Source organism: Chitinophagales bacterium (genome assembly GCA_013816805.1).
Classification (GTDB): Bacteria; Bacteroidota; Bacteroidia; order Chitinophagales; family UBA10324; genus MGR-bin340.
Genome location: JACDDS010000012.1, coordinates 62,430 through 87,223, shown reverse-complemented (window position 1 = coordinate 87,223; position 24,794 = coordinate 62,430). Strand labels below are relative to the sequence as shown.

Annotated in this window: 19 protein-coding genes; 10 read left to right on the top strand and 9 right to left on the bottom strand. The window is 37.4% G+C overall.

Annotated features, from left to right (window positions below; all coding sequences use genetic code 11):
* Window positions 1–231 precede the first annotated feature (231 nt).
* Window positions 232–390: a hypothetical protein gene (locus H0W62_11280; protein ID MBA3649112.1), complete on the bottom strand. Its 159-nt coding sequence runs from the start codon at window positions 388–390 to the stop codon at window positions 232–234.
* Window positions 391–519: 129 nt separating this feature from the next.
* On the opposite strand from H0W62_11280, the gene H0W62_11275 reads away from it, so the two are divergent.
* On the top strand, window positions 520–1,065 hold the full coding sequence (locus H0W62_11275) for a cupredoxin domain-containing protein (GenBank protein MBA3649111.1): 546 nt from the start codon (window positions 520–522) through the stop codon (window positions 1,063–1,065).
* A 48-nt stretch (window positions 1,066–1,113) separates the two neighbouring features.
* Here H0W62_11275 and ppk1 read toward each other — a convergent pair whose 3' ends face one another.
* Window positions 1,114–3,219, bottom strand: coding sequence for a polyphosphate kinase 1 (gene ppk1, locus H0W62_11270; protein ID MBA3649110.1), 2,106 nt, complete (start codon window positions 3,217–3,219; stop codon window positions 1,114–1,116).
* A 168-nt stretch (window positions 3,220–3,387) separates the two neighbouring features.
* On the opposite strand from ppk1, the gene H0W62_11265 reads away from it, so the two are divergent.
* The 4 genes from H0W62_11265 to H0W62_11250 all read left to right on the top strand — a co-directional run bounded on the left by H0W62_11265 (window position 3,388) and on the right by H0W62_11250 (window position 10,895).
* Complete coding sequence (locus H0W62_11265; protein ID MBA3649109.1) at window positions 3,388–3,987, top strand: hypothetical protein; 600 nt, start codon at window positions 3,388–3,390, stop codon at window positions 3,985–3,987.
* 175 nt (window positions 3,988–4,162) lie between these two features.
* Complete coding sequence (locus H0W62_11260; GenBank protein ID MBA3649108.1) at window positions 4,163–6,340, top strand: T9SS type A sorting domain-containing protein; 2,178 nt, start codon at window positions 4,163–4,165, stop codon at window positions 6,338–6,340.
* Window positions 6,341–6,426: 86 nt separating this feature from the next.
* A complete protein-coding gene (locus tag H0W62_11255) occupies window positions 6,427–8,601 on the top strand; it encodes a hypothetical protein (protein ID MBA3649107.1) in 2,175 nt (724 codons plus the stop codon).
* 116 nt (window positions 8,602–8,717) lie between these two features.
* Window positions 8,718–10,895 (top strand): T9SS type A sorting domain-containing protein, encoded by a 2,178-nt coding sequence (locus tag H0W62_11250; protein ID MBA3649106.1) that lies wholly within the window; start codon window positions 8,718–8,720, stop codon window positions 10,893–10,895.
* 405 nt (window positions 10,896–11,300) lie between these two features.
* Here the strand turns inward: H0W62_11250 and H0W62_11245 are convergent, their stop codons facing one another.
* Together H0W62_11245 and H0W62_11240 are read right to left on the bottom strand one after the other, a co-directional pair.
* Window positions 11,301–12,845, bottom strand: coding sequence for a hypothetical protein (locus H0W62_11245; GenBank protein ID MBA3649105.1), 1,545 nt, complete (start codon window positions 12,843–12,845; stop codon window positions 11,301–11,303).
* A 187-nt stretch (window positions 12,846–13,032) separates the two neighbouring features.
* On the bottom strand, window positions 13,033–13,446 hold the full coding sequence (locus tag H0W62_11240; protein MBA3649104.1) for a BrxA/BrxB family bacilliredoxin: 414 nt from the start codon (window positions 13,444–13,446) through the stop codon (window positions 13,033–13,035).
* Between the two features lie 180 nt (window positions 13,447–13,626).
* Here H0W62_11240 and H0W62_11235 point away from each other — a divergent pair, with 180 nt between their 5' ends.
* The 3 genes from H0W62_11235 (at window position 13,627) to H0W62_11225 (ending at window position 18,463) form a co-directional block, all read left to right on the top strand.
* Window positions 13,627–14,967, top strand: a complete 1,341-nt coding sequence (locus H0W62_11235) for an adenosylhomocysteinase (GenBank protein ID MBA3649103.1) — start codon at window positions 13,627–13,629, stop codon at window positions 14,965–14,967.
* 150 nt (window positions 14,968–15,117) lie between these two features.
* Window positions 15,118–15,861 (top strand): pyridoxine 5'-phosphate synthase, encoded by a 744-nt coding sequence (locus H0W62_11230; protein ID MBA3649102.1) that lies wholly within the window; start codon window positions 15,118–15,120, stop codon window positions 15,859–15,861.
* A gap of 169 nt (window positions 15,862–16,030) precedes the next feature.
* The gene (locus tag H0W62_11225; protein ID MBA3649101.1) at window positions 16,031–18,463 is read left to right on the top strand and encodes a GAF domain-containing protein; all 2,433 of its coding nucleotides are present in this window, start codon (window positions 16,031–16,033) and stop codon (window positions 18,461–18,463) included.
* Window positions 18,464–18,491: 28 nt separating this feature from the next.
* On the opposite strand, the gene H0W62_11220 is transcribed toward H0W62_11225, so the two are convergent.
* On the bottom strand, window positions 18,492–19,616 hold the full coding sequence (locus H0W62_11220; GenBank protein MBA3649100.1) for a mechanosensitive ion channel family protein: 1,125 nt from the start codon (window positions 19,614–19,616) through the stop codon (window positions 18,492–18,494).
* Window positions 19,617–20,082: 466 nt separating this feature from the next.
* On the opposite strand from H0W62_11220, the gene bshB1 reads away from it, so the two are divergent.
* Complete coding sequence (bshB1, locus tag H0W62_11215; protein ID MBA3649099.1) at window positions 20,083–20,799, top strand: bacillithiol biosynthesis deacetylase BshB1; 717 nt, start codon at window positions 20,083–20,085, stop codon at window positions 20,797–20,799.
* Between the two features lie 49 nt (window positions 20,800–20,848).
* Here bshB1 and H0W62_11210 read toward each other — a convergent pair whose 3' ends face one another.
* The 4 genes from H0W62_11210 to H0W62_11195 form a co-directional block, all read right to left on the bottom strand.
* Window positions 20,849–21,460: a T9SS type A sorting domain-containing protein gene (locus H0W62_11210; protein ID MBA3649098.1), complete on the bottom strand. Its 612-nt coding sequence runs from the start codon at window positions 21,458–21,460 to the stop codon at window positions 20,849–20,851.
* A 120-nt stretch (window positions 21,461–21,580) separates the two neighbouring features.
* Window positions 21,581–21,814: a hypothetical protein gene (locus H0W62_11205; protein MBA3649097.1), complete on the bottom strand. Its 234-nt coding sequence runs from the start codon at window positions 21,812–21,814 to the stop codon at window positions 21,581–21,583.
* Window positions 21,815–22,038: 224 nt separating this feature from the next.
* Window positions 22,039–23,703 (bottom strand): SBBP repeat-containing protein, encoded by a 1,665-nt coding sequence (locus H0W62_11200; GenBank protein MBA3649096.1) that lies wholly within the window; start codon window positions 23,701–23,703, stop codon window positions 22,039–22,041.
* Window positions 23,704–23,949: 246 nt separating this feature from the next.
* Window positions 23,950–24,363: a hypothetical protein gene (locus H0W62_11195; protein MBA3649095.1), complete on the bottom strand. Its 414-nt coding sequence runs from the start codon at window positions 24,361–24,363 to the stop codon at window positions 23,950–23,952.
* Between the two features lie 63 nt (window positions 24,364–24,426).
* Between H0W62_11195 and H0W62_11190 the strand changes: the two genes are divergently transcribed.
* Complete coding sequence (locus tag H0W62_11190) at window positions 24,427–24,720, top strand: hypothetical protein (protein MBA3649094.1); 294 nt, start codon at window positions 24,427–24,429, stop codon at window positions 24,718–24,720.
* Window positions 24,721–24,794 lie beyond the last annotated feature (74 nt).

Below are 24,794 nucleotides of genomic sequence, written 5' to 3'. Positions count from 1 at the left end.
TCAGTAACCCGAATATCGGATTTCCAAATCTCCGGTTACAACCAGGATATTGTTTTCATCCCAAACCTTTATGCGATGAAAGCTTCTTTATAGAATACGACATTCCTTGTAAACCAGGCAAAGTCTGAATCTTCCTCCTGTACAAGTTCAATATCAAATATTCTTAACCTCGCTCAATACGATACATATTATACCTCACAATTCCTGATTGAGTATTATCCTTAGCACGTACTAAGTTTTTAAAGCACCGCCATTTTTTGAAATGATAAATGATGTAACCGAATAAACAGGATAGCCATCATCACTTACATTATCACAAAAATAAATAGCCTGAGCGCCACTATATAAAGTAAATAGCTGGAAGCAAATGAATAGCAGAGGCCCTTTCATTTCCTTTATAAACACAATTCGAAGTTAATGAAGCTAAATCTGTTTATAGTTGCATTTATTTAATGAAAAACATTCAGTGAACAAATTTTTATATCAGTTGTTTCTTTTATAATTCTCAAAATTATTACAATGACCATTAAATCAGCCTTTCCGGTATTTTCCACTTACATTGCATTGTTATACTTTACTGCTTGTAACAGCAATCAGCAACAAACTTCTTCTGATGCACAGGATACTTCTTCCTATCATTCGCAGCCATTAGTATACGACCCGGATAAAATTGATGCCAGTGCGCCAGTAATGGAATTTACATTAAATGCCATTGGAAATTCTATGGATGTAATGTCTTATTCAATGGCAGATATTCACGTAAAATCAGGTTCTACTATTAAGATCCATTTCAGCAATACAGCAAAAGATTCTGCTCTGAAGCATAATTTTTTTATTGTAAAAACCGGGACAATGGAACAAGTGGCAACCGCCGGTAATGCTGCTGGTCCTGCAAAAGAATTTGTTCCTGATGACCGATCCAATGTTTTATATCACTCTCCTCTGTTAAATCCAGGACAATCTGCAGATTTGGTTTTCGCCGCTCCACCTTTCGGTAACTATCAGTTTGTCTGTACTTACCCCGGACATTGGCAAAAAATGAATGGAAAATTTATTGTGGAATAAAGCAAAATGGATTTAGTATAATAGGATGCGCCATGCTGTATTGAATTATTACAGCTCCACAGGTTCTATCACCGGCTTATTCAACACCGATTCATGTATTTCCCGACTCTTTTCAAGCTTATTCTTTAGATAGAAATATATTTCTTCCTGTGAACGGAATGGTGGTTTATCGTTTCTAAGATAATAATTTTGCTGCTGGTCATCCAGAATGCGCGCTTTAACATTATCATGGAACTGAATATCAAGAAATTCAAGGATTTCTTTTCTGATATTGGTATCATAGATTGGAAGAGCCATTTCAACCCGGCTGTTTAAATTACGCATCATCCAATCGGCAGAGGAAATATATATAGCTTCTTTACCTTCATTATAGAAAACAAAAATTCTGGAATGTTCAAGGAATTTATCTACAATGCTGATAATATGGATATTCTTTTTTACTTCGTCTGAAATGGCTCCAATAGCACAAGTGCCCCTGATAAGCATGCGCACTGTAACTCCGGCCCTTGCAGCCTCGAGAACTTTTTCTACCATCGCCAAATCGGCAAAATTATTCAGCTTAATATCGATCCTGGCTAATCTTCCGTTCTTCGCTGCCTGTATTTCACGATCGATCAGTTTCTCAAGCCGCTTTCGCATATAGGTAGGAGCAACAATCAAATGTTTATATTCAGGAACCTTGTAGGTATTCTGAAAAAAAGTAAACATTTCTTCCAGCTCATTGGTTATTTTACTATCTGCTGTAAACAGGCTATGGTCTGAGTAAATTTTGGCTGTAGACTCATTATAGTTACCTGTGGAAACGTTTGCATACAATACATCCTTTCCTTTTTCTTTCCTGGTAATTAAACATATTTTACTATGCACTTTCAATCCCTGAACACCAAAAATTATATGCGCTCCTTCTTCTGTAAGGCGGTCGCTCCAGAAAATATTATGTTCCTCATCAAACCGTGCCTGCAGTTCCATTACCACCACTACTTTCTTTCCGTTACGTACCGCATTAATAAGTGAGTTGGCAACTTTGGAATTTTTTGCAAGGCGATACAGGGTAATCTTAATCTCTGAAACTTTAGGATCGATGGCTGCTTCCCGAAGGAAATCAATAAAATAATCAAAGGAGTGATAAGGGAAATGAAGCAGCACATCCTTTTGAGCAATTACGGGAAGCATGCGCTTATTTACAGGAAGATCGGGATGCAGCAACCGCTCGTTTTGCGGGTATAATAAATACATTTTGCCCAAGGAGGGAAAGCTGACAAAGTCTTTGAAGTTATGGTAGCGTGCTCCGGCCACGATATTATCATCTCCTTTTTTGAGATGCATTCTCTTTAACATGTAATCAAGCAGGTCTGAATCAATAGCGGCATCATAGATAAACCGCACGGGCTTACCACGCTTTCGCTGCTTTAATCCTTTCTCCACCTTACCCACAAAGCTCTCTGTATAATCTTCCAGTAAATCCAATTCAGCATCGCGGGTCATTTTTACCATAGCTGCTTTAAATGTATCGAACGAAAACATATAAAATACATCGTCAAGGCAATAGCGAATAATATCATCGAGAAGTATTACAGAGTTTTTATCGCCTTCTTTAGGTAAAACCAGAAATCGGGATACTACATCCGTAGGTACTTCAATAATGGAATATTTTGCTTTATGCTCACCGGTACTGTCGGAGAGATGTACCGCCAGATAAATTGCATGGTCCCTCAGATAGGGGAATTCTTCTATTGAATCTATCATTATAGGTACAAGAGCTGCACGCACTTCACGGTGAAAATAGTTCCTCACAAATGCTCCCTGTTCGGGACTAAGCTGCTTTTCATTAATGATAAATATATTCTCCTGCTCTAAGGCTTGTAACAATTGCTGATAGATCTGATTGAACCTGTTTTGCTGAGTAACAACCGTGTTAAAAATTTCACTCAATATCTTTTTAGGAGTATCACCAATTGTTTTCTTCGCCTTTTTCCCCAGCGGCATCATGCGCTTAAGAGTGGCCACGCGGACCCGGAAAAATTCATCAAGATTTGACGAAAAAATTCCAAGAAATCGCAATCGTTCAAGCAGAGGGACATTAAGATCTTCCGCTTCCTGCAACACCCGCTCATTAAATGAAAGCCAGCTTATTTCTCTGTTAATAAATCTCACAGTATCTTCTTTATTTTGGAATATATATATCGGCCCGAATATTTTTAATTAAACCGCATGATAGAAATTGCTAAAAAAACGTAAAAGTAAGAACAACTTTAATTCGCCCTAAATTTACGAATCCTATGTGATTGCTATTTTAGTGCCACTCAACCCGGGTTTCCATTTATGCTTTTAGAGCCCTTATTTATTCCCTATTTGAAGGAAGATGAGAAAATTATATGGACCGGGCAGCCCAAGCGTGGTGTACAACTCCGCGATGCAGATATGCTTCTGATACCCATGAGCATTATACTGGTGGGTTTTTCACTCATTCTCAATTATACACTGCTCTATTACGAATCTCCTTTTACCTTAAAAATAATCGGGGTTATGCTTGCATTAGCCAGTGTTTACATGTGCATCCTCAGATTTTTTCTTAGTGCCCGAAAAAGGGCACGGACTTTTTACTGCATTACTAATAAAAGAGTGCTGTTGAAAAATGAAAGAAAAAAATTAAACCTGAAAACCCTGCCGCTTAAAAATATTGAACGGCTTGATCTTACAGAAGAAAAGGATGGCTCCGGGTTTATCATATTGGGGAATACCAATCCTCTTTATCCATGGTTGCTTGGGGGTTTTTATTTTGTGCAGGAGGCCTTACCCGGCCTGGCGATGTTGCCAAACGTAAAGGAAGTTTATGATATTCTTTATTCGCTTGTTAAGATAAATATTACGCCTTCTTTACTAAATGAACTGAATAAAGAAGATCAAAAGGATTGGAACTAAATTGTCACTAATGCTCTATTCAAATAATAAGGGGCAGATACAAAAATCAAATAAGACATTACAATTGGAACTTAGTTTAACGGTGAAAATTAAATATTTGACAGCAGTCTTTCGTAAGGTATTCTCACTATAGTTATCTAATTTTACGCGCCAAAATTCAATCTCTTTTCCTTTTATGAGAAAATTTTTATTACTGTTAATTACCATTCTTTTTTCCGTTTGCTATCTGAAGGCGCAAGTAGTTACTAACCTGGTTGCTAATTACAGAAATGGTCAGACTTTTTTAGTTTGGAATAACATATCATCTTATGATTCCGGTTTTTACTACATCTACCGTTACAGTAGAGCTATCACCTCATCTAATCTTGACAGTTCAAAATATATAGGACGTATTCCCAATAACTCATCTTTTAATTATTTCTTAAATATTGGCGTAAATGGAGAAGGCGGTGCAAATACTTTCTATTTTGTTATCAATGATAATCCTATTCAGACCTTAACCCCGGAACAAGGGGTTTTTGTTACTACCTGCAGCGATAATAAAACCCGTTACTATGCAGTAACTGCTGACTCGGGCGGGATGGAAAACCGGCATATAAAATCCGGTGCTAATTCGCTAATCAATGGTGTGGCGGAACAGGTTGCACCTGTAAAAGCAATCTTACAGGTATCAGGTCTTCCGCTTCTGGACAACCCTGACCTATTTTATAATGCTTATGTAGTATTTGGGGGGAATATTCAGACACCATTTACTCCTGAAATGACTAATGAAGGATGCCTATCATTCAATTTCGGCATTGTTAAAGATGCTGATCCTTCCGGCCCTAACGGAGCCACATTTTTATTTTATGGGGGTGGCGGCAATGCTTATGCAAATTGTAATTCCGTAGATCTGCCGGGAAATTGGAAGATATCTATGGAAGATGATATACCGAATTTCAGCTGGGACCCGATCTATGGAGAAAATACCAAGTGGATCGGTTATCACGAAAATTTTGATGTTTATAATGCTAATAATGATACTCCATGGCCTACAACCGGAGTCGATAAAACATATACAATACAACGTGTCAAGTGGACTTACGACTGGTTGCTTCGCACTTTTCCCAGTGATATTGATCCGCATAGCATCTATACACAGGGCAGTTCTTCAGGCTGCACCGGCGCAATGCTTTTTGGTTACTTGTTTCCCGATAAAGTGGCAGCAGTGGATGTTACTAATGCGAAGGTGGACATCAATTACCTGCATGATGATAACCCTACCTGTAAATGGAATGTTGATGGAGCTACCCGGATTAAGCAAAACATTTTTATTGGAGATTATATTGCTAATCTGCCAACCGATATGCCAAAAATTAATGGGGATGGATATTATCATATGTATGATATGGCAGATTTTAATGTGCTTCTTGCTGATGACAAAAATATTTCACTACCTATTTATTTTATGACTTCAGGAAAGCTCGACAATGTAACGTGCTGGGATGAAAAAATTCCTTTCTACAATAGTGTAAACATTTACAAGAGCGGTGGATTTTATTATTGGGATTTAAGAATTCATAAGGGTGGTACTCATGAAATTCAGGATCGTTCTCTCAGCGATCTTACCAGATATCACACCAATCTTTCTTATCCGGCTTTCCAGTATTGTTCTGCAGACAGCTACTCTGGTGACACCATCAATCCTGCACCTCCTTATTATGACGGCGATACAGTAGGCACTAAATTCGGAACACTGGATTGGGTTGATTCATCAATTCATGAAACACCGGTTAGCTGGCAAGCTATTTTATACGCCCATCAAATAGTTTTGCTGGATGGATCTTTATTGCCTGTCCAGCTGCCAAACACAATAGAAACTGACATTACTCTCCGGCGCTTGCAGCAGTTCATAAATATACCCGATAAGGCTAAAATCTGTATGGACAATTATCAAAACGGAGTATTAATTCAGTCGCAATCTATAATCTATCATAGTAGCAGTGGGTTAATAACTTTCAAAAAAGTAAAGGTGAGTCAGGAATCGAACCTGGTGAAAGTTTATATCTGCGCTTCAGGAAGGTCTTCGGAATTAACCGGTATCAATGAGATAACCAATCCTGCGGCAGATATCATTTATCCTAATCCAACCAGTGGGTTATCAACTATCAATTTTTTTCTTCCCGAGAGCAAACAAGTAGTGTTAAGGATTAGGGATATGGCAGGAAGGCAGCTATCTTATACAAATCAGGGCGAGCTTTTGGAAGGCGAACACAGCATTCATTTTGATGTCTCATCCTTTAATTCAGGAATCTATATTGTTGAACTTCGGGCTGGGGATCGGGTTTCATTGGTTAAGGTCTTAAAAAATTAGACCTATAGGTTAATACCAATTGCTTTTAATTTTTTTTATAGTTATGGAAATGGTTATTTTTTTTCAGGTAGAATCTTTTAGTTGAAATGAAAATTAGTTTTTTTATTCTGCTAGTAATATTGCTTACAGTAAAAACAAAGGCTTCTACTGTAACAGACATTTCCGGCAGTTATCATGATGGACAGACGTTTATAACATGGACGGTGATTCCTGATTATAAGGGTTTTTATTATGCTTACCGCTATAATCGTCCGATAACCGCTTTAAATATCGATAGTGCAAAATATATGGGACGGGTACCCGGAAATTTTTCACTTAATTATTTTTTAAATCTTGGCCTTCAAGGCTCGGGCCAGCCAACCCCGTACCTGGTTATAAATAATAACCCCACAGAGCAACTCACCGCGTCTCAGGGACTATTTGTGATTACCTGCGCTGCAAATGGGAAGATATATTATTATGCAATAACTACCGATTCATTAAATGTTGAAAACAGAAACATAGTACCGGGGGCTAATGCATTAACGACTGCAATAGCGGAATCGGTAGACTTTGTACAGGCATACCTTCAGATAGCAGATATTCCTTTAAGGGATAACCGAAACTTATTGTATAATGCTTATGCAGTATTCGGGGGTAATGTAAAAACAGACCTTACTCCTGCTTTAACCAATGAAGGATGTCTGGTTTATAACTTTGGTATTGTTAAGGATATTGATCCGGGCAGTCCTAATGCGGCTACTTTCTTTTTTTATGGAGGCGGTGGTAATGCCTATGGAAGCTGCAATTCTGTTAATCAGCCGGGTATGTGGAAAATTTCTATGGAGGACGATATTCCAAATTTTAACTGGGATTCAATAAGCGGAGAAAATACCAAATGGATTGGTTATAACGAAAACTTTGATGTTTATTCCACAAATGATAGTTCCGCATGGCCCACAACCGGAATAAACCATGCTTATTCTATTACACGCATTAAATGGACGTACGATTGGCTCCTGAGAACCTTTCCTATTGATATTGACCTGCATAAAATTTATACTCAGGGCTCATCAGAAGGCACTACCGGCGCCTTGCTGTTTGGTCTTCTGTACCCTCATGTTGTAGCTGCCATAGATGTCACCAACGCCAAAGTAAACCTGGATTACCTTACAGACGATAATCCCGACTGTAAATGGTCAGAAGATGGTGGAGCACGTACGAAGGAAAATATTTTTATCGGAGATTACATTCATAACCTGCCAAGTGATGTTCCAAAATACAACAGCACTGATTATTACAGAACTTATGATTTCGGTAATTTTAGTACGTTATTAAAAGATAATAAGTACAATTCGCTTCCTTTGATATTTCTTACTTCCGGCCAGAGTGATTATGTGACGTGCTGGGAAGAAAAAATTGGATTTTACAATTCCCTGAATGCAAGCAGAAACGGCGGATTCTATTATTGGGATCAGCGGGAACACAAGAGCGGCACTAAAGAAATTCAAGACCGTAACCTGGGCAACTTTCTCCGTTACCGTACTGACCTCTCTTATCCTGCATTTCAGAATTGTTCAGGGGACAGCTATCCTGGTGATACCGTTAATCCGCAACCTCCCTATTTTGACGGTGATACAGTTGGCACCAGGTACGGTACGTTAGACTGGATTGATACCTCTATTCATGAAACTGCTGGTAGCTGGCAGGCCACTGTATATTCACACCAGATTGAACTGAATAATGGTCAATTGTATCCTTATAATCTTCCGCCGAGCGTGAGGACTGATATAACGCTGCGCCGTTTACAGCAATTCATTAATATACCGGATAACACTATACTATGTCTTGATAACTATCACGATGGTAAATTGATCCAAACCCAATCAATTAATTACTCCACTTCTGATCCTATAATTACATTTAATCAGATTGATATTTTTAATGGGACGGGCAGCCAAATCAAAGTCTACGAATGCATTTCCCCATTTAAGGACTATACACAAATACATAGTGAAACACAAAAAGCAGCTATAGAAAATATTTATCCAAATCCAACCTTTGGATCAGCTCAAATTAGTTTTTCACTGAAAAGTGATATGCACGTTATTTTAATTGTAAAGGATGTATTAGGAAACAAACTGCTTATTGTCGATGAAGGGATTAAGGAAAGCGGAGATCATGCCATTTCTTTCGATATAGGTAACTTTATGAGCGGCATTTACGTAGCGGAATTACATGCCGGAAATGAGGTGATTCCTTACAAATTATTCCGGAACTAATGCATTTTTTTATTTCCTGAATATGAAACTAATACCTATCAGATAGAGTTATCACAAATTATTGCTTTTAACTACAAATCATTGCTTTCAACTAAAATTTCCATTTAAAAATACTCATGAAAAGAATATTCCTACTTGCGGTGTTGGCTTTTGTGCTTGTTTCTGCACAGGCTGCCAAAGTTACTAACCTGGTAACTACATATAGAAACGGTCAAACCTTTGCCGTCTGGAAAATAATTACCGGGTATACGGGGTTTTACTATGTTTATAGATCCACGTCACCTATAACTAATGCGAACATTGATAATGCAACTTATCTTGGCCGTACACCGTATGATTTCTCTTTTAATTATTATTTAGATCTCAGCTTTAAAAATATTCAGAGCGCTCCAAGCCGGTATTTAGTAATCAATAATAATCCGACACAAAAGCTGGATGCCACTCAGGGACTATTTGTCGCTACCTGTGGTCAAAATAAAACCTATTATTACGCGGTTACTTCTGATAATGCAAACGGTAATGAAGATCGTACCATAACACCCGGAGCTAATGCTACTACCAACGGCGTTGCTGAATCCATAGCACCTATTAAAGGTATTTTGCAAATAGCCGGAACCCCTCTCATTAATGAGCCGAGCTTGTTATATGATGCTTACGTTGTTTTTGGGGGTAATGTGACTACCACCTATACACCCACAATGACTAATGAAGGCTGCCTTGATTTTAACTATGGAATTGTAAAGGATAAAAAAGCGGCTAATCCCAATGGTATTACTTTTTTTTATTACGGAGGAGGAGGAAATGCCTATACAAATTGCAATGATGAAGTGATAGATGGAATGTGGAAGCTTTCGTTAGAAGATGACATTCCTAACTTTAACTGGGATGCAACCAATGGAGAAAACACTAAGTGGATCGGTTATAATGAAAATTTTGATGTTTATACGGCGGGTCCCAGTACTCCGTGGCCTACCACAGGAACTGACCATCTTTATGCTTTGTCAAGGATAAAGTGGACTTACGACTGGCTTGTGGCGACTTTTCCTACTGAAATCGATTTTACTAAAGTGTATGGACAGGGTTCTTCAGAAGGAACCACGGGTGCGTTGTTATTCGCTTATAATTTCCCCGATTTAGTTGCTGCAGTAAGCGTAACCGTTGCTAAGGTAAACGGGCATTTTTTATATGATGATAATCCATCCTGTAAATGGAATCTAAATGGTACTACAAGAAAAAAACAAAACATTTTCATAGGCGATTACATACATAATCTACCTACTGACTATCCTAAGCTGAAAGGATCGGGGAACTATAAGATGTATGATATGATGGATTTCAATGTGCTGTTGAAAGATCAGCAGAAAACATCACTTCCAATTGTAACCATGGTTTCCGGGAAAAATGATGATGTTACCTGCTGGGATGAAAAAATTCCATACTATGAGACTGTGAACAATAATCAAAGCGGCGGTTTTTATTTCTGGGATTTAAGAAGTCATAACAGCGGGTCTGAAATGATACCCGACCAATCTACTGCTACATTCTTACGTTACCGTACTGATCTTTCTTACCCTGCATTTAGCAATTGTTCAGCCGATGGTTATCCCGGAGATACAATTAATCCTAACCCTCCTTATTATGATGGTGACTCAATAGGAACAAAGTATGGCACACTTGATTGGATTGATACATCCATTCATGAAACTAAAACCAGCTGGCAGGGCATTATTTATTCTCATCAGTTTAAGTTGAAAAACGGACAGATGTTTCCCTTTAATTTACCACAAACATCTACAACGGACATTACCCTGCGTCGCCTGCAAAAGTTTAAGAACGTTGCAAACAATACGAAAATTTGTATGGATAATTATAAAAATGGAAAAATTATCCAGACAAAATCCATTACTTATAGCACCAGCACAGGGTTAATAACTTTCAAAGGGGTAAAAATTAACCAGGGAGCAGGTGACCTGATAAAGATATATGAATGCGGAAGCTCGTCCAGGGAAAACTTTTCAACTGATGCCGGATTGCCCACTGCAGCTATTGAAAAAGTATATCCTAACCCAACAACAGGGCAAATGCAATTGTATTTTTCTACACAAAATGAGGAGAATGTAAGTATCGTGGTTAAGAACATTCTTGGTCAATCCGTTTTACAGATGAATGAAGGCGTAATGGCGGAAGGTGACCATACTATTTCTTTTAATCTGAGCTCTTTCGCCAGCAATATGTACATTGTTGAATTACACGCTGGCAAAAACATCCTTTCATATAAAATAATGAAGAACTGATAGTATACCGATTTAATCCTTTGCTTAAAGCCGTCTGATAAGGACGGCTTTTGCTTTATGCAACTGTGAAACAGGCGTATACGAAGCTATATATGATAACAAACTTGTAATCCCTAATCGAAAAAAATAAATTCTGATTATAAGTAATTAATGGTCAATTACTTATAAATAAAAATGACTTGATCAAAATGAGATTAAGGCTAAAAAAAGTATTATGCTTAACTCAATTAAGTATAACAGTATAGGTGCAACTTGCATCACCAAAACAACCATTCCACGGCGTGAATAATTACTTCGACTATCTAACTTTTTAATCAATGAGTTACGTTTATTTCACCCGCCTCCTGTAATTATTAATTGCAGAGCCATCTCATTTTTTAAAGGTGCTGATTATTGTAGAGAGCACTATAATTTGGCAGGCATTCCAGGATGTATACTTCTATTAAAGACCTCACCTGAAGATACAGGTACCATTATATTATTTAATTTATTTTCCATCCACAAGTTCACATATTCTGCCTCTAATGGAGAAAAAATTGCATTTTTTTTGTCTCCATTATGTAATGCCTTATATAATATTTTAAGGTTGTTAACACGCAGCTTTGAATTGGTATTTACATATTTCCCTAAGAAAATAAGTATTAATTTTTCATGTTTAAACAACCTGTTTTTTGAAAGAAGGAATTTTTGAGCCGAGTTTATTTTAGGGGTTAGTAAGCGGAAGTTTTCTAATTCAGTATGGATGAACAAATCAAGGATTCTCCCTGCACAAATAATATCAATATTATCAAATGTTATAGATCCGTTTAAAACCTTATTATTCCATTCTAAAGCTTCGCTGTAATGGCCTGCTATGAAATGGAGATGGCTGATGGAAGAAATAATTTGCAACTCAATTAATTCAGAAATCTGTGTTAGTTCTCCAAACGGCTGCTTATTAAATGCCTCTGATATAGCAAGCGCATTATCGTACATTTTTAAAGATGTATGCTTCAATATTTCCAGGTGAATAATCCGAAGTGATATTTCATACCGCTGTGCTTCAAAATTTACCTTTAAAGTTTTTAAGTAATCAATTTGATTCTGCGTTTCGTCCTGCTTTCCTAAGCTTATTGCAACGAGCCCGCTATGATAGATCGTTTGAATTCGCTCTATCACATATTCTTCAAATATTTCAGTCCGGCTATGAATAAGGTCACAGGCATTGTTAATGCATTTATAAGCATTATTAAAATCTTTAAGGCTGAAATATAGGTTCGATCGCATTACATGAAAGTGAAAAAGTGCTATCGTTGACGAGGGTTGCTGCACATCATTTAATAAAGGGCGTGCAAAGAATAACTGAATTCTTTCCCGGTCATTGTCGCTTCTAACCGTTCCATAGGGAATTATTGCTGAAGCAACTTCATTTTTTAGATTAAGATATTCCAGAAGGTTCTGGTATTTGCTTTGAACAAGTTGCAATTCCTGTTGTAGGTTTATTAAATATGCTGAAGCAATTTTCCTATTCTCTTCCTGAAAAAGATACTCCTCCTCAATACGTATCAAAACCAGGTGATGTCCAAATTTTTCATGGGCCTTGGCGTATTCCCTCGCTCTGTCAATAAGCTTATAAGCCTGCAGCTTTAATCCTTTATTAAAGAGAATATCTGCTTTGCAGATCAGTTTATTAATAATGACTTTGCTGCTTTGATAATATTGATCTAAAGAATCTAAAATTCGCTCATACAGATAAAATTTAAGATAAGGCAGCTGTTTGGCATCCTTGAGTGATAATTGATCAGCGATCTTTTGTTCATCATAATTCTCAAGCTTTTCAAAAATATTGAACAGCCTCATATACGCATTCTGGCCACCCTTTACATGGAATGCATTTGTCTTTTTAAAATAACCCTTTTCGGATTTATTGAGAGATTCAATTAACTCAAATAATCTGTCTTTCTGTTCCATATCTTACCCCTCCTGATTAAAAAGCTAAAATCTATTTCGCAGAAATATAAAAATTTGATCTGGCGTAATCGTACTAATTCAGACCAATCTTAACAAATATTTTACGTTATTTTTTATCATCCGGATTTAATTAAATAAAAAAAGAGTTGATTTTACAACCAACTCTTTAAACTAAAGAAAATATTTTTCAGCAGAAATGCTCATAAACCTGTTCAAGATGTTTGGCAATCACTACTGCAGGCCGGCCTTCAATTTGATGTCTTTCAATCATATGCACCACTTTATTATCCTTAAATAAAGCAATAGAAGGAGAGGAGGGAGGATAAGGCAACATAAATTCCCGCGCTTTAGCAGTGGCATCTGTATCAACGCCTGCAAATACTGTAAACAGGTTGTCAGGCTTTTTATTTCCGTGGAGTGATTCTATAACTCCGGGCCGTGCTGTACCTGCTGCGCAACCGCAAACAGAATTCACCATTAATAGCATAGTGCCCTGATTATTTTTAATGGCATTATTAACTTCTTCAGATGTTTTTAATTCTTTAAACCCTTCATTGGTGAGTTCACGGCTCATAGGCATTACCATTTCCTGAGGATACATTAGATTTTGGTTTTTGTAAAAATAATTGAAACATTGTAATAATGATTGAAGTGACAAAAAAGTTCGCGTGTTATTTTAATAACGGCAAATATTTTTCTTTCAGGTGCTTCCTTTTTTTGTTGGGTCTGTGAACATTTCGGTCCCCTATTTGTATTTTTACAGTTTTAAATTAAAATTACCATGATAAAAAGTTCCTTGAAATTAACCCTTCCATATAAAATAAAAGATATTTCATTGGCGGAATGGGGAAGAAAAGAAATTGAGCTTGCCGAAGCAGAGATGCCTGGTTTAATGGCAATGCGGGAAGAATATGCAATGACAAAGCCTTTAAAAGATGCAAGGATAGCGGGCTGTTTACACATGACCATACAAACCGCAGTGCTCATTGAAACACTGGTGGAGCTGGGCGCGGAAGTTCGATGGTCTTCATGTAATATTTTTTCTACACAGGATCATGCCGCTGCAGCCATTGCTGCTGCTCATATTCCCGTATTTGCATGGAAAGGAATGAATGAACCTGATTTTAACTGGTGTATAGAACAGACACTTTTTTTTGGAGATTCATCCCGCCCGTTGAACATGATTCTTGATGACGGTGGAGATCTTACTAATATGGTTTTTGACGTTTATCCGGAATTAATTGCAGGCATAAAAGGACTGTCAGAAGAAACTACTACCGGGGTTCATCGCTTATATGAGAGAATGGTAAAAGGCACCTTACCCATACCTGCTATTAATGTGAATGATTCAGTAACAAAATCAAAATTTGATAATAAATATGGTTGCCGCGAATCTTTAGTGGATGCTATTCGCCGTGGAACCGATCTAATGCTGGCTGGAAAAGTTGCGGTGGTGGCGGGTTTTGGTGATGTAGGTAAAGGATCTGCAGAGTCTTTACGCGGTGCCCATTGCCGGGTAATAGTTACCGAAATTGATCCTATTTGTGCCTTACAGGCTGCTATGGAAGGCTATGAAGTAAAAAAAATGGCTGATGCAGTAAAAGAGGCTGATATCATTGTTACTGCTACCGGATGCGAGGGTGTAATAAGAGAAGAGCATTTCAGGCTAATGAAGGATAAGGCAGTTGTTTGCAATATTGGTCACTTTGATGTGGAGATTGATATGGCATGGCTGAATGAAAATTATGGCCACACCAAAAATGTTATTAAACCACAGGTAGATAAATATACCATAGGTGGAAACGAAAATGGAACACGGGGAAAAGATATTATTGTTTTGGCTGAAGGGCGTCTTGTAAACCTGGGTGTTGCAATGGGTCATCCATCTTTTGTAATGTCAAATTCTTTTTCTAATCAGGTGCTTGCACAAATTGAATTATGGAATCATCCGGACTTTTACGAGAATAAAGTATATACGCTTCCCAAGCATCTCGATGAAAAGGTCGCCCGATTACATTTAGCTAAGATTGGTGTTGAACTGGACGAACTTTCAGAAGATCAGTCAAGGTACCTCGGTATTCCTAAAAATGGGCCTTTCAAACCAGAATATTATAGGTACTGATTGAACGATAAACCTGATTATATGGAAGCATCCTATTTGATGGGGCCATAAACCGTATTAGGTATCTTAGAAAATACAGTAGAAAAGATCAATGGGTGAAGAAATAAAAAGTTTGATATTATTAATCCGTTCACCCGTTAGATTACTTTATTGAAAACATTCACGACCAGGCTTTCAGTCAATATTAACAAATTCGCCACCCTGCGCAATGCACGTGGAGGAAATATTCCTGATATACTTGAAACGGCAAAAGACTGTGAACGGTTTGGCGCTGAGGGAATTACAGTCCATCCAAGACCGGACGAGCGCCATATTCGCTATCAGGATGTAATCGAATTAAAGGAAGTAGTTACCACAGAATTTAATATTGAAGGTTTTCCAGATGATCGTTTTATGCTGCTGGTGCTGCGTGTAAAGCCCGAGCAGTGTACTTTGGTGCCCGATGCACCCGGCGTGGTCACCAGTAACCAGGGTTGGGACACAGTTAAAAATGAATCTTTTTTAATGGAGCGCATTAGGGAATTGAACCGGGCGGGCATCCGCACTTCTCTTTTTGTTGACCCTATTGAACAATATATTGAGGGAGCTAAAGCAGTTAATGCACAGCGAATAGAATTTTATACCGGGCCTTATGCAGAGTGGTTTAAAGATGATATTGGAAAAGCGATCGGGAGATATAGAACTGCTGCAGAGCGTGCTGAAAAATTAGGCCTGGGTGTAAATGCAGGTCATGATCTCAATTTAAAAAATCTGCGGTTTTTTAAGGAAACTATACCAAACCTTTTGGAAGTTTCCATTGGGCATGCGTTAATCTGTGATGCACTTTATCTGGGCCTCGAAAATGCTATCCAGATTTACCTCCGACAATTAATAATACCTGAAGCATATCAATAATGCACCATCGCCAATGCGGCGCAACTCTTGCATGTAAATTGATGTAACTCTAAGGTTATAAGTCTGTGGTGATTAGCTCTCAGCCGGCTTTGAAATCTAATTTGTGTTCAGATTGATAAATATTCTTAAATCTGAAACGTTATGTAATTTTAAATGTTAATAATTTTTCATGGAAAAAAATTCAGAGAATGGTTCTCCGGTCAACCAGGATTTGCCGGAATTTGGGTTTCATAACCAGTTTGGTTTTCCTTATAAAACTACCCTCAGCTTTGTACCTCTTATAGAAAAGCTGGAAGAAACTGCGAGCGATCCATCCGTTCCTGAAGCATCCCTTATTCAGGAAGTGCTGAAAACTGTAAAGGCCATTCCGCAACTGTTACAGCCCATTGAAGACCTTTCGCTGCTTAAAAAATATCGGAAAGAAGTTAACCTATTGCTCTCCCTTGTTGTTCCTTCTACGATGATTGAAACGTCTGTGGTAGGCATCATTATTCCGTTTCAACCGGTAACCATTTATGGTTCTAAGAGGTTTAAGGAATTGTGCCATGTTAATGAAGAAGGAGTGTGGAACCTTCAAAATATCAATCCTGCAAAAAATATAAGTGAATTAATAGCACTATGCGGAATTGCTATTCTCAGCAAATACTATGGTTATTTTATCGAACGTCCCGGGATTTTAAAGAGTCGCGAACTGGATAAAGCAACCGGCATGATATCGTTCTTTCAACCGGAAGTTAACGGATCTTTTGCGCGAGTCGTGACAAAAAAAACTCCTAAAAAATTAAGCGAAATTGATTTGCGCCCTTTAAAAGATGATTTTTTTGATACTGAATTCTGGCTGAGAAATTTCCCCCCGGATACATTTGAGATTGAAGGTTTCGCTATTTACCGGATGTTCGATATAACAGACCGGGAATTGATTACACAGCTAGAATATACCCTGCTTCAGTCGGGTTCTATCATAATGCCTGAAATAGTGCAGGATATTGAAGAGAAGATGAGAATCTATTTCCGGTTGCCACAAATGAAAATAGGCGTAGCGCCTATGCTGAACTACCGGGGGCAGCTTTCGAAAAGCGGGATGGATAAATGGAACTGTTTTATTCCGCGGGACAAGCAGCAGATGATGTTCAGAAATTTTGAAAAATCAATCTATTCGAAAGCATTCGAGGGAGGTAAGCCTTATTTAGTGGAGGATATTGCAGCTTTGCCGGACCGGTCACCTGTTGAAGATGAATTATTAAATCAGGGAATCCGTACCATAATTATTGTTCCGGTATTTCAAAAGCGAGAATTGATTGGTGCATTTGAAATAGGAGAAGCAGAGCCCAATTCATTCAATTTTATTTCTTTACTCAAGCTCAATGAGATTATTCCGCTTATTTCCATCTCTTTTCAGCGTGCGGCCAAGGATTTTGACATGCAGGTGCAGGCAACTATAAAAGAAAATTTTACTTCCATTCACCCTGCCGTGGAGTGGAAATTTGCGCAGGCAGCACTGGATAAAATTTCTCAAAGTACGGACGATGAGGAGGCGGAGATTGGCCCTATTGAATTTAATGATGTAATGCCTATTTATGGTCAGATTGATATCCGTGGGTCTTCTGATACAAGAAACGAAGCCATCCGTTTAGATATGATCGATTATCTGATAGCTGCCAAAAAAATTTTAGACGAGGCACAAAAAGATTTGCCATTGGTAATTCTTGATGAGCTCAGCTTTCGTATAGACAAGTATTTAGGTAAGCTTTACCAAGCCATGGATTCGGGAGATGAAACCGGTATTCTTGAGTTCATGCGTACTGAGGTGGAGCCTGCATTGAAAATTATTTCGGAGCAGAACCCTGTTTTAAAGACTTCTGTTGATAATTTTCACGCCTCTCTTGATTCTGATCACGAGCATTATCATATGCGGCGGAAAAATTTTGAAGATAGCTTAACTATGATCAATGAAGTCGTTGCACGCGTGCTGGATGAGGAAGAAGATTACACTCAGGAATTATTACCCCATTATTTTGAAAAGTATAAAACAGATGGTGTAGAATATAACCTTTATATAGGGCAGTCCATTTTGCAGCATGGTACATTTGATCCGATTCTTCTGCGGAGCTTTCGTTTATGGCAGCTTATTACCATGGTGAAAATTGCCAGAGAGACGCATCGTTTAATACCCTACATGAGCACGCCTTTAGATACCACCCAATTAATTTTATGTTATAGCAATCCTTTCTCTATTATGTTTCGTATGGACGAAAAACGCTTTGATGTAGCAGGAGCTTATAACATCCGGTATGAAATCGTGAAAAAACGAATCGATAAATCTCATGTGAAGGATACTGAAGAACGAGTGACACAACCCCATAAAATTGCTGTGATCTATACACAGGATAAGGAAGCGAAAGAATATGAACGATATTTCGAGTACCTGCAATCAAAAAAATTGATTTCTGAGGAAATTGAATACCTGGAAGTGGAGGATCTGCAGGGCTTACATGGTTTGCGGGCTATGAGAATAGCAATAAATTATGATCCGATGATTGATGCTCCTTTAAACTATGATGAAGAGGAACTCTGGAAACAGGTAAAAGATGTGATGGTTTAACCGGGTTAAGGTAATTTTATTTTCCTGCTTAATTTTCAAATCCAGCACTGGCATTTCCATCAAATGACTCTGAGTTAAACCTGATATTTCGAACCGGGTATGCAAAGCTTGCTTTATTGTCAACAATCACTTCCATAATTTTAAAATTAACGTTCTCCTTCATTTTCAGAAAATCAAGCCATGGATTTATCGGTATAAAGTATTGGATGCGGATATTCAATGAGCTTTCTCCGAAAGAATCAAAAATCACAAAATTCTCTTCAGGGAACGTGTTCCTGTTACTAAAATAATCATTCAGCTCCGTTATTATTTTTTGTAATGTTTCGTGTTTTGTTTCATAAGTAATTCCTATGGTAATATCCACTTTCCTGTACGTTCTTAAAGTAAGATTATCAACATTTGAATCGACCATTTTTTTGTTTGGCATCGTCACAAATGTTTTATCAGCAGTTCGAATGCGGGTGCTTCGGATGCCCACCTTTTCGACTGTGCCGGTTACGTTTTCAATAGTTACTAAATCACCTGTTACAAAAGGCTTATCCCAAAAAATAGTGAATGATCCAAACAGATCTTTTATGCTTTCCTGAGCAGCAAACGCAACCGCCAGTCCGCCTATACCTAACCCAGCAAGTAAGGATGTAATATCGAAACCGAAAATAGCACTCAGGATTACAAAAAAACCACTCACTATAATTAAAATTTTAAGTGCATCCTTAATGAAGGGTACCAGCTGATCATCAACCCTCGATCCGGTTATCACCGTTCGCTGCTTTAGGATATAGCTTATAAAGTCAACCAGACGGAGCAATATCCATGCAAATGAAAGCAGCAAGACGCTTTCCATTAATTCATTAAGTATCAGATGCAGTGAATGGCCCATAATAGTCAAGTGCCATCGTCCAGGATAGGTAAGTTGCACGCCCATTTCTATTATTAAAAGCAATATGAATAATTCAATGGGTTTCAGCATCCTCTCTTCAAATATTGCAGCATATTCAGCGCTCCTGTAACGGCGGAATAATCGGAAAATTAAATTGCCTATAAGCCTGGAAACATAGCGTTTAAAAATAAATGCAATAAAGGCTATTAGCAGAAACCATAATATATTTTTAATGGAGTTGTCTAATATTCTATAATCCGGAAAAGAATACATAAATCTTGAGTTTTTCACAAAATAATAAACACAAAAAGAGTTTCGAATGAGAATATAAATGACGGTCTATTATGATTTGATAGCTTGCTTCACAATTTATAAAGGAAGGCTATGATATTTGGAAATAAAAAATCCCGAAGTTCTTGTACAGAAGCTGCCGGACGATCCTTTAAATGCCATTTATTCCACGCAAATAACCTTCTTCACAATTTGATTTTGGTTCTGTGAAGCCTTTATTAAATAAATACCAGGTGTCACTATTTGTTATTTTTCAATATTGACTCTGGATATATCAGAAAAATTTTAACTGGTAGTGTCACTTCTTTTAGCGATCGAATTGTTTTGTATCTAAATATAGGACAGAACGGGTGTGCATTAGATTTATAGTGATTTTTTTACTGTTTTAAGGCAGTGATAAATAACTTCTTTTATCTTCAAGCTCTTTTTTCCTTAATATATTACATTGTTGAAACTGGATATTCTTGCTTTTGGATCTCACCCGGACGATATTGAATTATCATGCGGAGGCACATTGATCAAGCATATTTTAGTTGGCAGGAAAGCTGGGATCATAGATTTAACCAAAGGGGAGCTTGGTACCCGTGGCACTCCTGAGATACGTGAACAGGAATCAGCTGCTGCAGCTCAAATTTTGGGTGTTAGCATCCGCGAAAACCTTGGGATGGACGATGGCTTTTTTGTGAATGATGAGAAGCACCAGAGGGAAATAATCAGAATGATACGGAAATATCAGCCTGAGATCATTTTAGCAAATGCTATTTATGATCGCCATCCGGACCATGGAAGGGGCGCAATGCTGGTTCAGGATGCATCTTTTCTGGCAGGGTTACGTAAAATTGAAACGAATGAAAATAATGTTGTGCAAAGCTCATGGAGACCAAAGGCAGTTTACCATTACATCCAGGATCAATTCATTATGCCTGATATATTGGTTGATATTACAGAAGTGATAGAGAAAAAAATGGAATCAGTGCGTGCTTACCGATCTCAGTTTTATAATCCGCAGTCTGATGAACCCATAACTTATATTGCCACTCCGGAATTCATGGATACGCTTATGGTGCGCGCAAAAGAATTTGGAAAGATGACAGGAGTGAAATATGCTGAAGGGTTTACATCAAACAGGAAAGCAGGGCTCGATGACTTGTTTTTGTTGAAATAAATTAAGAAAATCTATGGAGGCAATTGAAAGCATTAATTGCAATTAAGAACTAATGATTAACTATTACCTTTTTAGAAAAAATTGCGTTACTTCCTCTCAATATAAGAAAATATATTCCGTTTGGAAAATTAGATGTTTCCAAGTTTAAATTTGAGGTGATATCAAAGTCAACATCCTTTCTAAAAATCATCTGACCTTTTGAATTAATAAAAAGCAATTCTCCTTTTTCATTAGTTAGGCCTTTAATAAATTGTATAATGATTTTTTGCTCTGAAGGCAATTGATACACCTTCCAACTAAAACTAAAATCGAAAGACTTTTCAATTCTATTAAAATTATATTCTTTTAAAATTTTACAATCATTATTTGATCCGCACCCCTCACTTAATATATTATACTTACAGCGTAAGTAATTTTCAACAGACTTTCGTGCAGTACCCGTAAGTTTTTTATTGTATCCTATTACTTCTAATAGAGTACCATCAAAATACTCTTTTGCATTAAAGTCATCCCTGATTCCAATTGTAATTTTTCGATTGGTTTTAATAAAATCTGCTGTATCTCCTTGTGGCCCGGAATACTGAATTTCTTCATCAGATTTTTGGCCGTTTATAAAATATTTGAGATCGTCAGAGGTGGGTCCATATCTGGCATAAATCATCGCTGCTATTGAGTCAGGTACCTTCTTGTGGCTCGGCCAGTTTTTATAATAAAAAAACTGCTTTCCGGATTACTAAAGTTTGAATCGGCGGGATTGTGCTGAAGATACTGATTGCTACCATCAGCTGAAGATACTGATTGCTACCATCAACTGTATTCCGGGATGACCTTTATATGCGTTGGCTAAATAACGAGGTTGACGCCCTTGTATAGTACTCATATCATTTTGTGCACCTGAACGATCTCTCCATATATCTACCGTATGGCCGTCTATATTTGTACTTGGTCCATTGTCAGCTGTCAACCATAATCTTAAAATAGATTTTCCGGTTGTATCCCCAACTCCGCCAGGCACTTGTGAATGAGCTAATTTTGTAAAAAGAATCAAGAATAAAGTTCGGAAAAACTTCTCCATCTTAAAGACAAGATACCATTCTATTTATATATAATTATCACTACACTCAAAAATAAAGTGAGGGTTATTTTTTATTAATTTTTGCTTAAAAAATAGTTATAAATAAAATGCGTAACCGAATATCGATCGCGCATTTTAAAATTATTTTTATATATATATGGTATTTATTTTATTAACTCCATCTTTTGTATCTCAATAGATTCCCCCGAGAACAGCTTATAGAAATAAATTCCTCCGGGAAAATCACGAGCATTCCAATTCACTTCATAGCTCCCGCTTTTCAAAAATTCATTGATCAACGAGGCTACTTCCTTACCCTGTATATTGTAAACCATCAACTTTACATTTACCGGTGTATCACTGCCGGCATTCACATCGAATTTTATGGTTGTATTTTGACTGAAAGGGTTAGGATAATTATAGGAAATAGCAAATGGTTCATTTTCCTTCTCCGTAGAAATTTTGTCAGCAACAGGAGTACTTCCTGCAGGATATTTTATGGTGGTAAAGTCAACAGAATTTTTGGCAGTAGAAACCCCACCCACATATACATTGCCCAAAGCATCCACTGCAATGGCATTCCCAGCATCTACGCTGTCCCTTGGTCCATCATAGATTTTCACCCACTGTTCGACACCGGAAGAAGAATACTTAACAGTTCCTATATTAGAATTATAAACAAATCCATTCTCATTTCCAGTCACATACACGTTTCCACTTTTATCAACAGCAATTGCATAAGCTTCATCGTTGTCTCCACCAGAACCCGCATATCGTGCCGTCCATTTCACGTTACCTGAAGGACTGTATTTAATAGTGAGGTAATCCCCATTGTATGCTGTTTTTTCATCACCACCAGTTACATAAACATTCCCCGCATCGTCCACCGCTATTGCATAAGCAATGTCAAAGCCGTTTGCTGGTCCATTATAACGAGCTACCCATTTTTGTTTCCCGTTAGTATTGTATTTTATCGTAGCATAGTCAAAATCTGTAGTTCCATCACTGTATCCGGTTACATAGGCATTCCCGTTATTATCTACTGCAAGAGCTGTGGCTATATCCACTTCGCTTATAGGTCCATTATATTCTGCCGTCCACTGCCGAACACCCGAAGGATTGTATTTAATGGTAAAATAATTTTTTTCTCCTATTGGATCATTCCCTGAGAAATTGAAGCCGGTTACATATATATTTCCTGAGGGATCAAGGGACATAGCCACTGCATTATCATCTTCACTAACCGGACCATTATAAGTATCTTTCCACTGCATAACGCCATCAGAGTTATATTTTATGGTCAGGTAATCCTGGTCTGCATAGCCAAGATGAAAAATGGAGGTATATCCTGTAATATAAACGTTTCCTGCGGCGTCCACTTTTACTGAGTTTCCGGCGTCTTCCCGTCCAAACCCATCATCATAGATCGCCACCCAAAGTTGTTGTCCCTGAGGACTATATTTAATAGTGGCTGCATTACCATTGATAAAATCGCCGCTAAAGGCATCAATTGTTCCTGTTACATATACATTTCCTGAAGGATCAACAAAAATGGATTTGGCTTCATCCATTTCATTTGCGGGTCCATTGTAACGGGCTGTCCATTGTGTTGCACCATTTGAATTGTATTTAATAGTCAGGTAATCGAATCCATTTGAAGTGCTGGATGAATATCCGGTTACGTATACGTTACCTGCATCATCAACGACCAGCGCTTTAATAACATCAATGCCTTTTCTAATACCATTATAACGCGAAACCCAGCTTTGGGCAAACAGCATGGTAGCTGAAAATAAGGTGAAGATTAAAAGAAGTGAAATCTTTTTCATGTTGTAGATTTTAAGTATACAATTTGAATATAATTAAAATCTAAACGAGATATTAATCTTCTAACAAGCTTTTTTATATTCTGAACGGGAAGTAATTCATTCCAAGCCTAAAATGAAATAATTAAATTAACTGATAAAAAATTACTTTTAGTTTTTAGGCAGTATTAATAGGTCACAGTATGTCAATTACAATAAAAAAAGCCGATGATTTAAGCATCAGCTTTTAGTTTACAGTTTATTCTTTCTTTATTTCAATCCAAAAATCTCAACATGAGATTTATCGTCCTTAGCATTAGGAACTGTTTTATACATTAAAATAATTTTTTTAATAGCCCGCTCTTTTCCTTCCAAATCAAGTACCCTGGTTTCTCCGCCAGCCTTTATAAAATTCCTTACCGGAATTTCCTGCCGCGTGTCATTTTCATAAACCACTGTAAGATCTGTAATTTCAACAGGCTTATCAGTAACTTTTAATTTCAAAGATTTAAAGTGATCGTTTCCCAGTACAGCAATTTCATCACGATCACCTTTAAGATCCACTACTGTGGTTGCTATTCTATGCCATCCGGCATTGTCTTTTACTACAACCGCAGGTTTTTGTGCTATTGCTGCCTGTAAAGAAGCAATGGTAACAAGCACTATCCATAAGTTCTTTTTCATGGTTATTTAGGTTTTAAATTAAGCTTAACCACTTACCCTAAAAATATGCCAAAATTAAAGTTCATGAAATATTACAAGGCCAGTAATACAATCGGCATTATTTTAGAGATTAAAGCATTAAAAGCCACTATGAAAGAAAAAATCAATTTTTTCCTGATTGCTACGTTAATGACTGTGTTGCTTTCTTCATGTTTCGTCAGAGTACACGGAAGAAGATCACATGTGGTAGTTCACGACCGTGATCTTATTAATCCAGGTGATGATGGTACCCGCAGCGGATTTATTAATCCAAAGCCTTCGATTAATTCCTGGCAGGTTATGCAAAACACATTATCACAATTACATAGTACCTTTTGAAAAACGGAGCAAAAAGAATGGTAATAAACCTTATGCTTTAAACCGATTAAGGTATAATTAGAACAGAATTTTAT

Bases quoted from the DNA above. Each gene is read 5' to 3' on its own strand.
- H0W62_11265 (MBA3649109.1), top strand. From the start codon at position 3,388: ATGCTTTTAGAGCCCTTATTTATTCCCTATTTGAAGGAAGATGAGAAA.
- H0W62_11210 (MBA3649098.1), bottom strand. From the start codon at position 21,460: ATGATTTATGCCAGATATGGACCCACCTCTGACGATCTCAAATATTTT.
- H0W62_11275 (MBA3649111.1), top strand. From the start codon at position 520: ATGACCATTAAATCAGCCTTTCCGGTATTTTCCACTTACATTGCATTG.
- H0W62_11220 (MBA3649100.1), bottom strand. From the start codon at position 19,616: ATGTATTCTTTTCCGGATTATAGAATATTAGACAACTCCATTAAAAAT.
- H0W62_11280 (MBA3649112.1), bottom strand. From the start codon at position 390: ATGAAAGGGCCTCTGCTATTCATTTGCTTCCAGCTATTTACTTTATAT.
- H0W62_11250 (MBA3649106.1), top strand. From the start codon at position 8,718: ATGAAAAGAATATTCCTACTTGCGGTGTTGGCTTTTGTGCTTGTTTCT.
- H0W62_11260 (MBA3649108.1), top strand. From the start codon at position 4,163: ATGAGAAAATTTTTATTACTGTTAATTACCATTCTTTTTTCCGTTTGC.
- H0W62_11240 (MBA3649104.1), bottom strand. From the start codon at position 13,446: ATGTATCCTCAGGAAATGGTAATGCCTATGAGCCGTGAACTCACCAAT.
- H0W62_11245 (MBA3649105.1), bottom strand. From the start codon at position 12,845: ATGGAACAGAAAGACAGATTATTTGAGTTAATTGAATCTCTCAATAAA.
- H0W62_11195 (MBA3649095.1), bottom strand. From the start codon at position 24,363: ATGAAAAAGAACTTATGGATAGTGCTTGTTACCATTGCTTCTTTACAG.
- H0W62_11235 (MBA3649103.1), top strand. From the start codon at position 13,627: ATGATAAAAAGTTCCTTGAAATTAACCCTTCCATATAAAATAAAAGAT.
- H0W62_11225 (MBA3649101.1), top strand. From the start codon at position 16,031: ATGGAAAAAAATTCAGAGAATGGTTCTCCGGTCAACCAGGATTTGCCG.
- H0W62_11255 (MBA3649107.1), top strand. From the start codon at position 6,427: ATGAAAATTAGTTTTTTTATTCTGCTAGTAATATTGCTTACAGTAAAA.
- H0W62_11190 (MBA3649094.1), top strand. From the start codon at position 24,427: ATGAAATATTACAAGGCCAGTAATACAATCGGCATTATTTTAGAGATT.
- H0W62_11200 (MBA3649096.1), bottom strand. From the start codon at position 23,703: ATGAAAAAGATTTCACTTCTTTTAATCTTCACCTTATTTTCAGCTACC.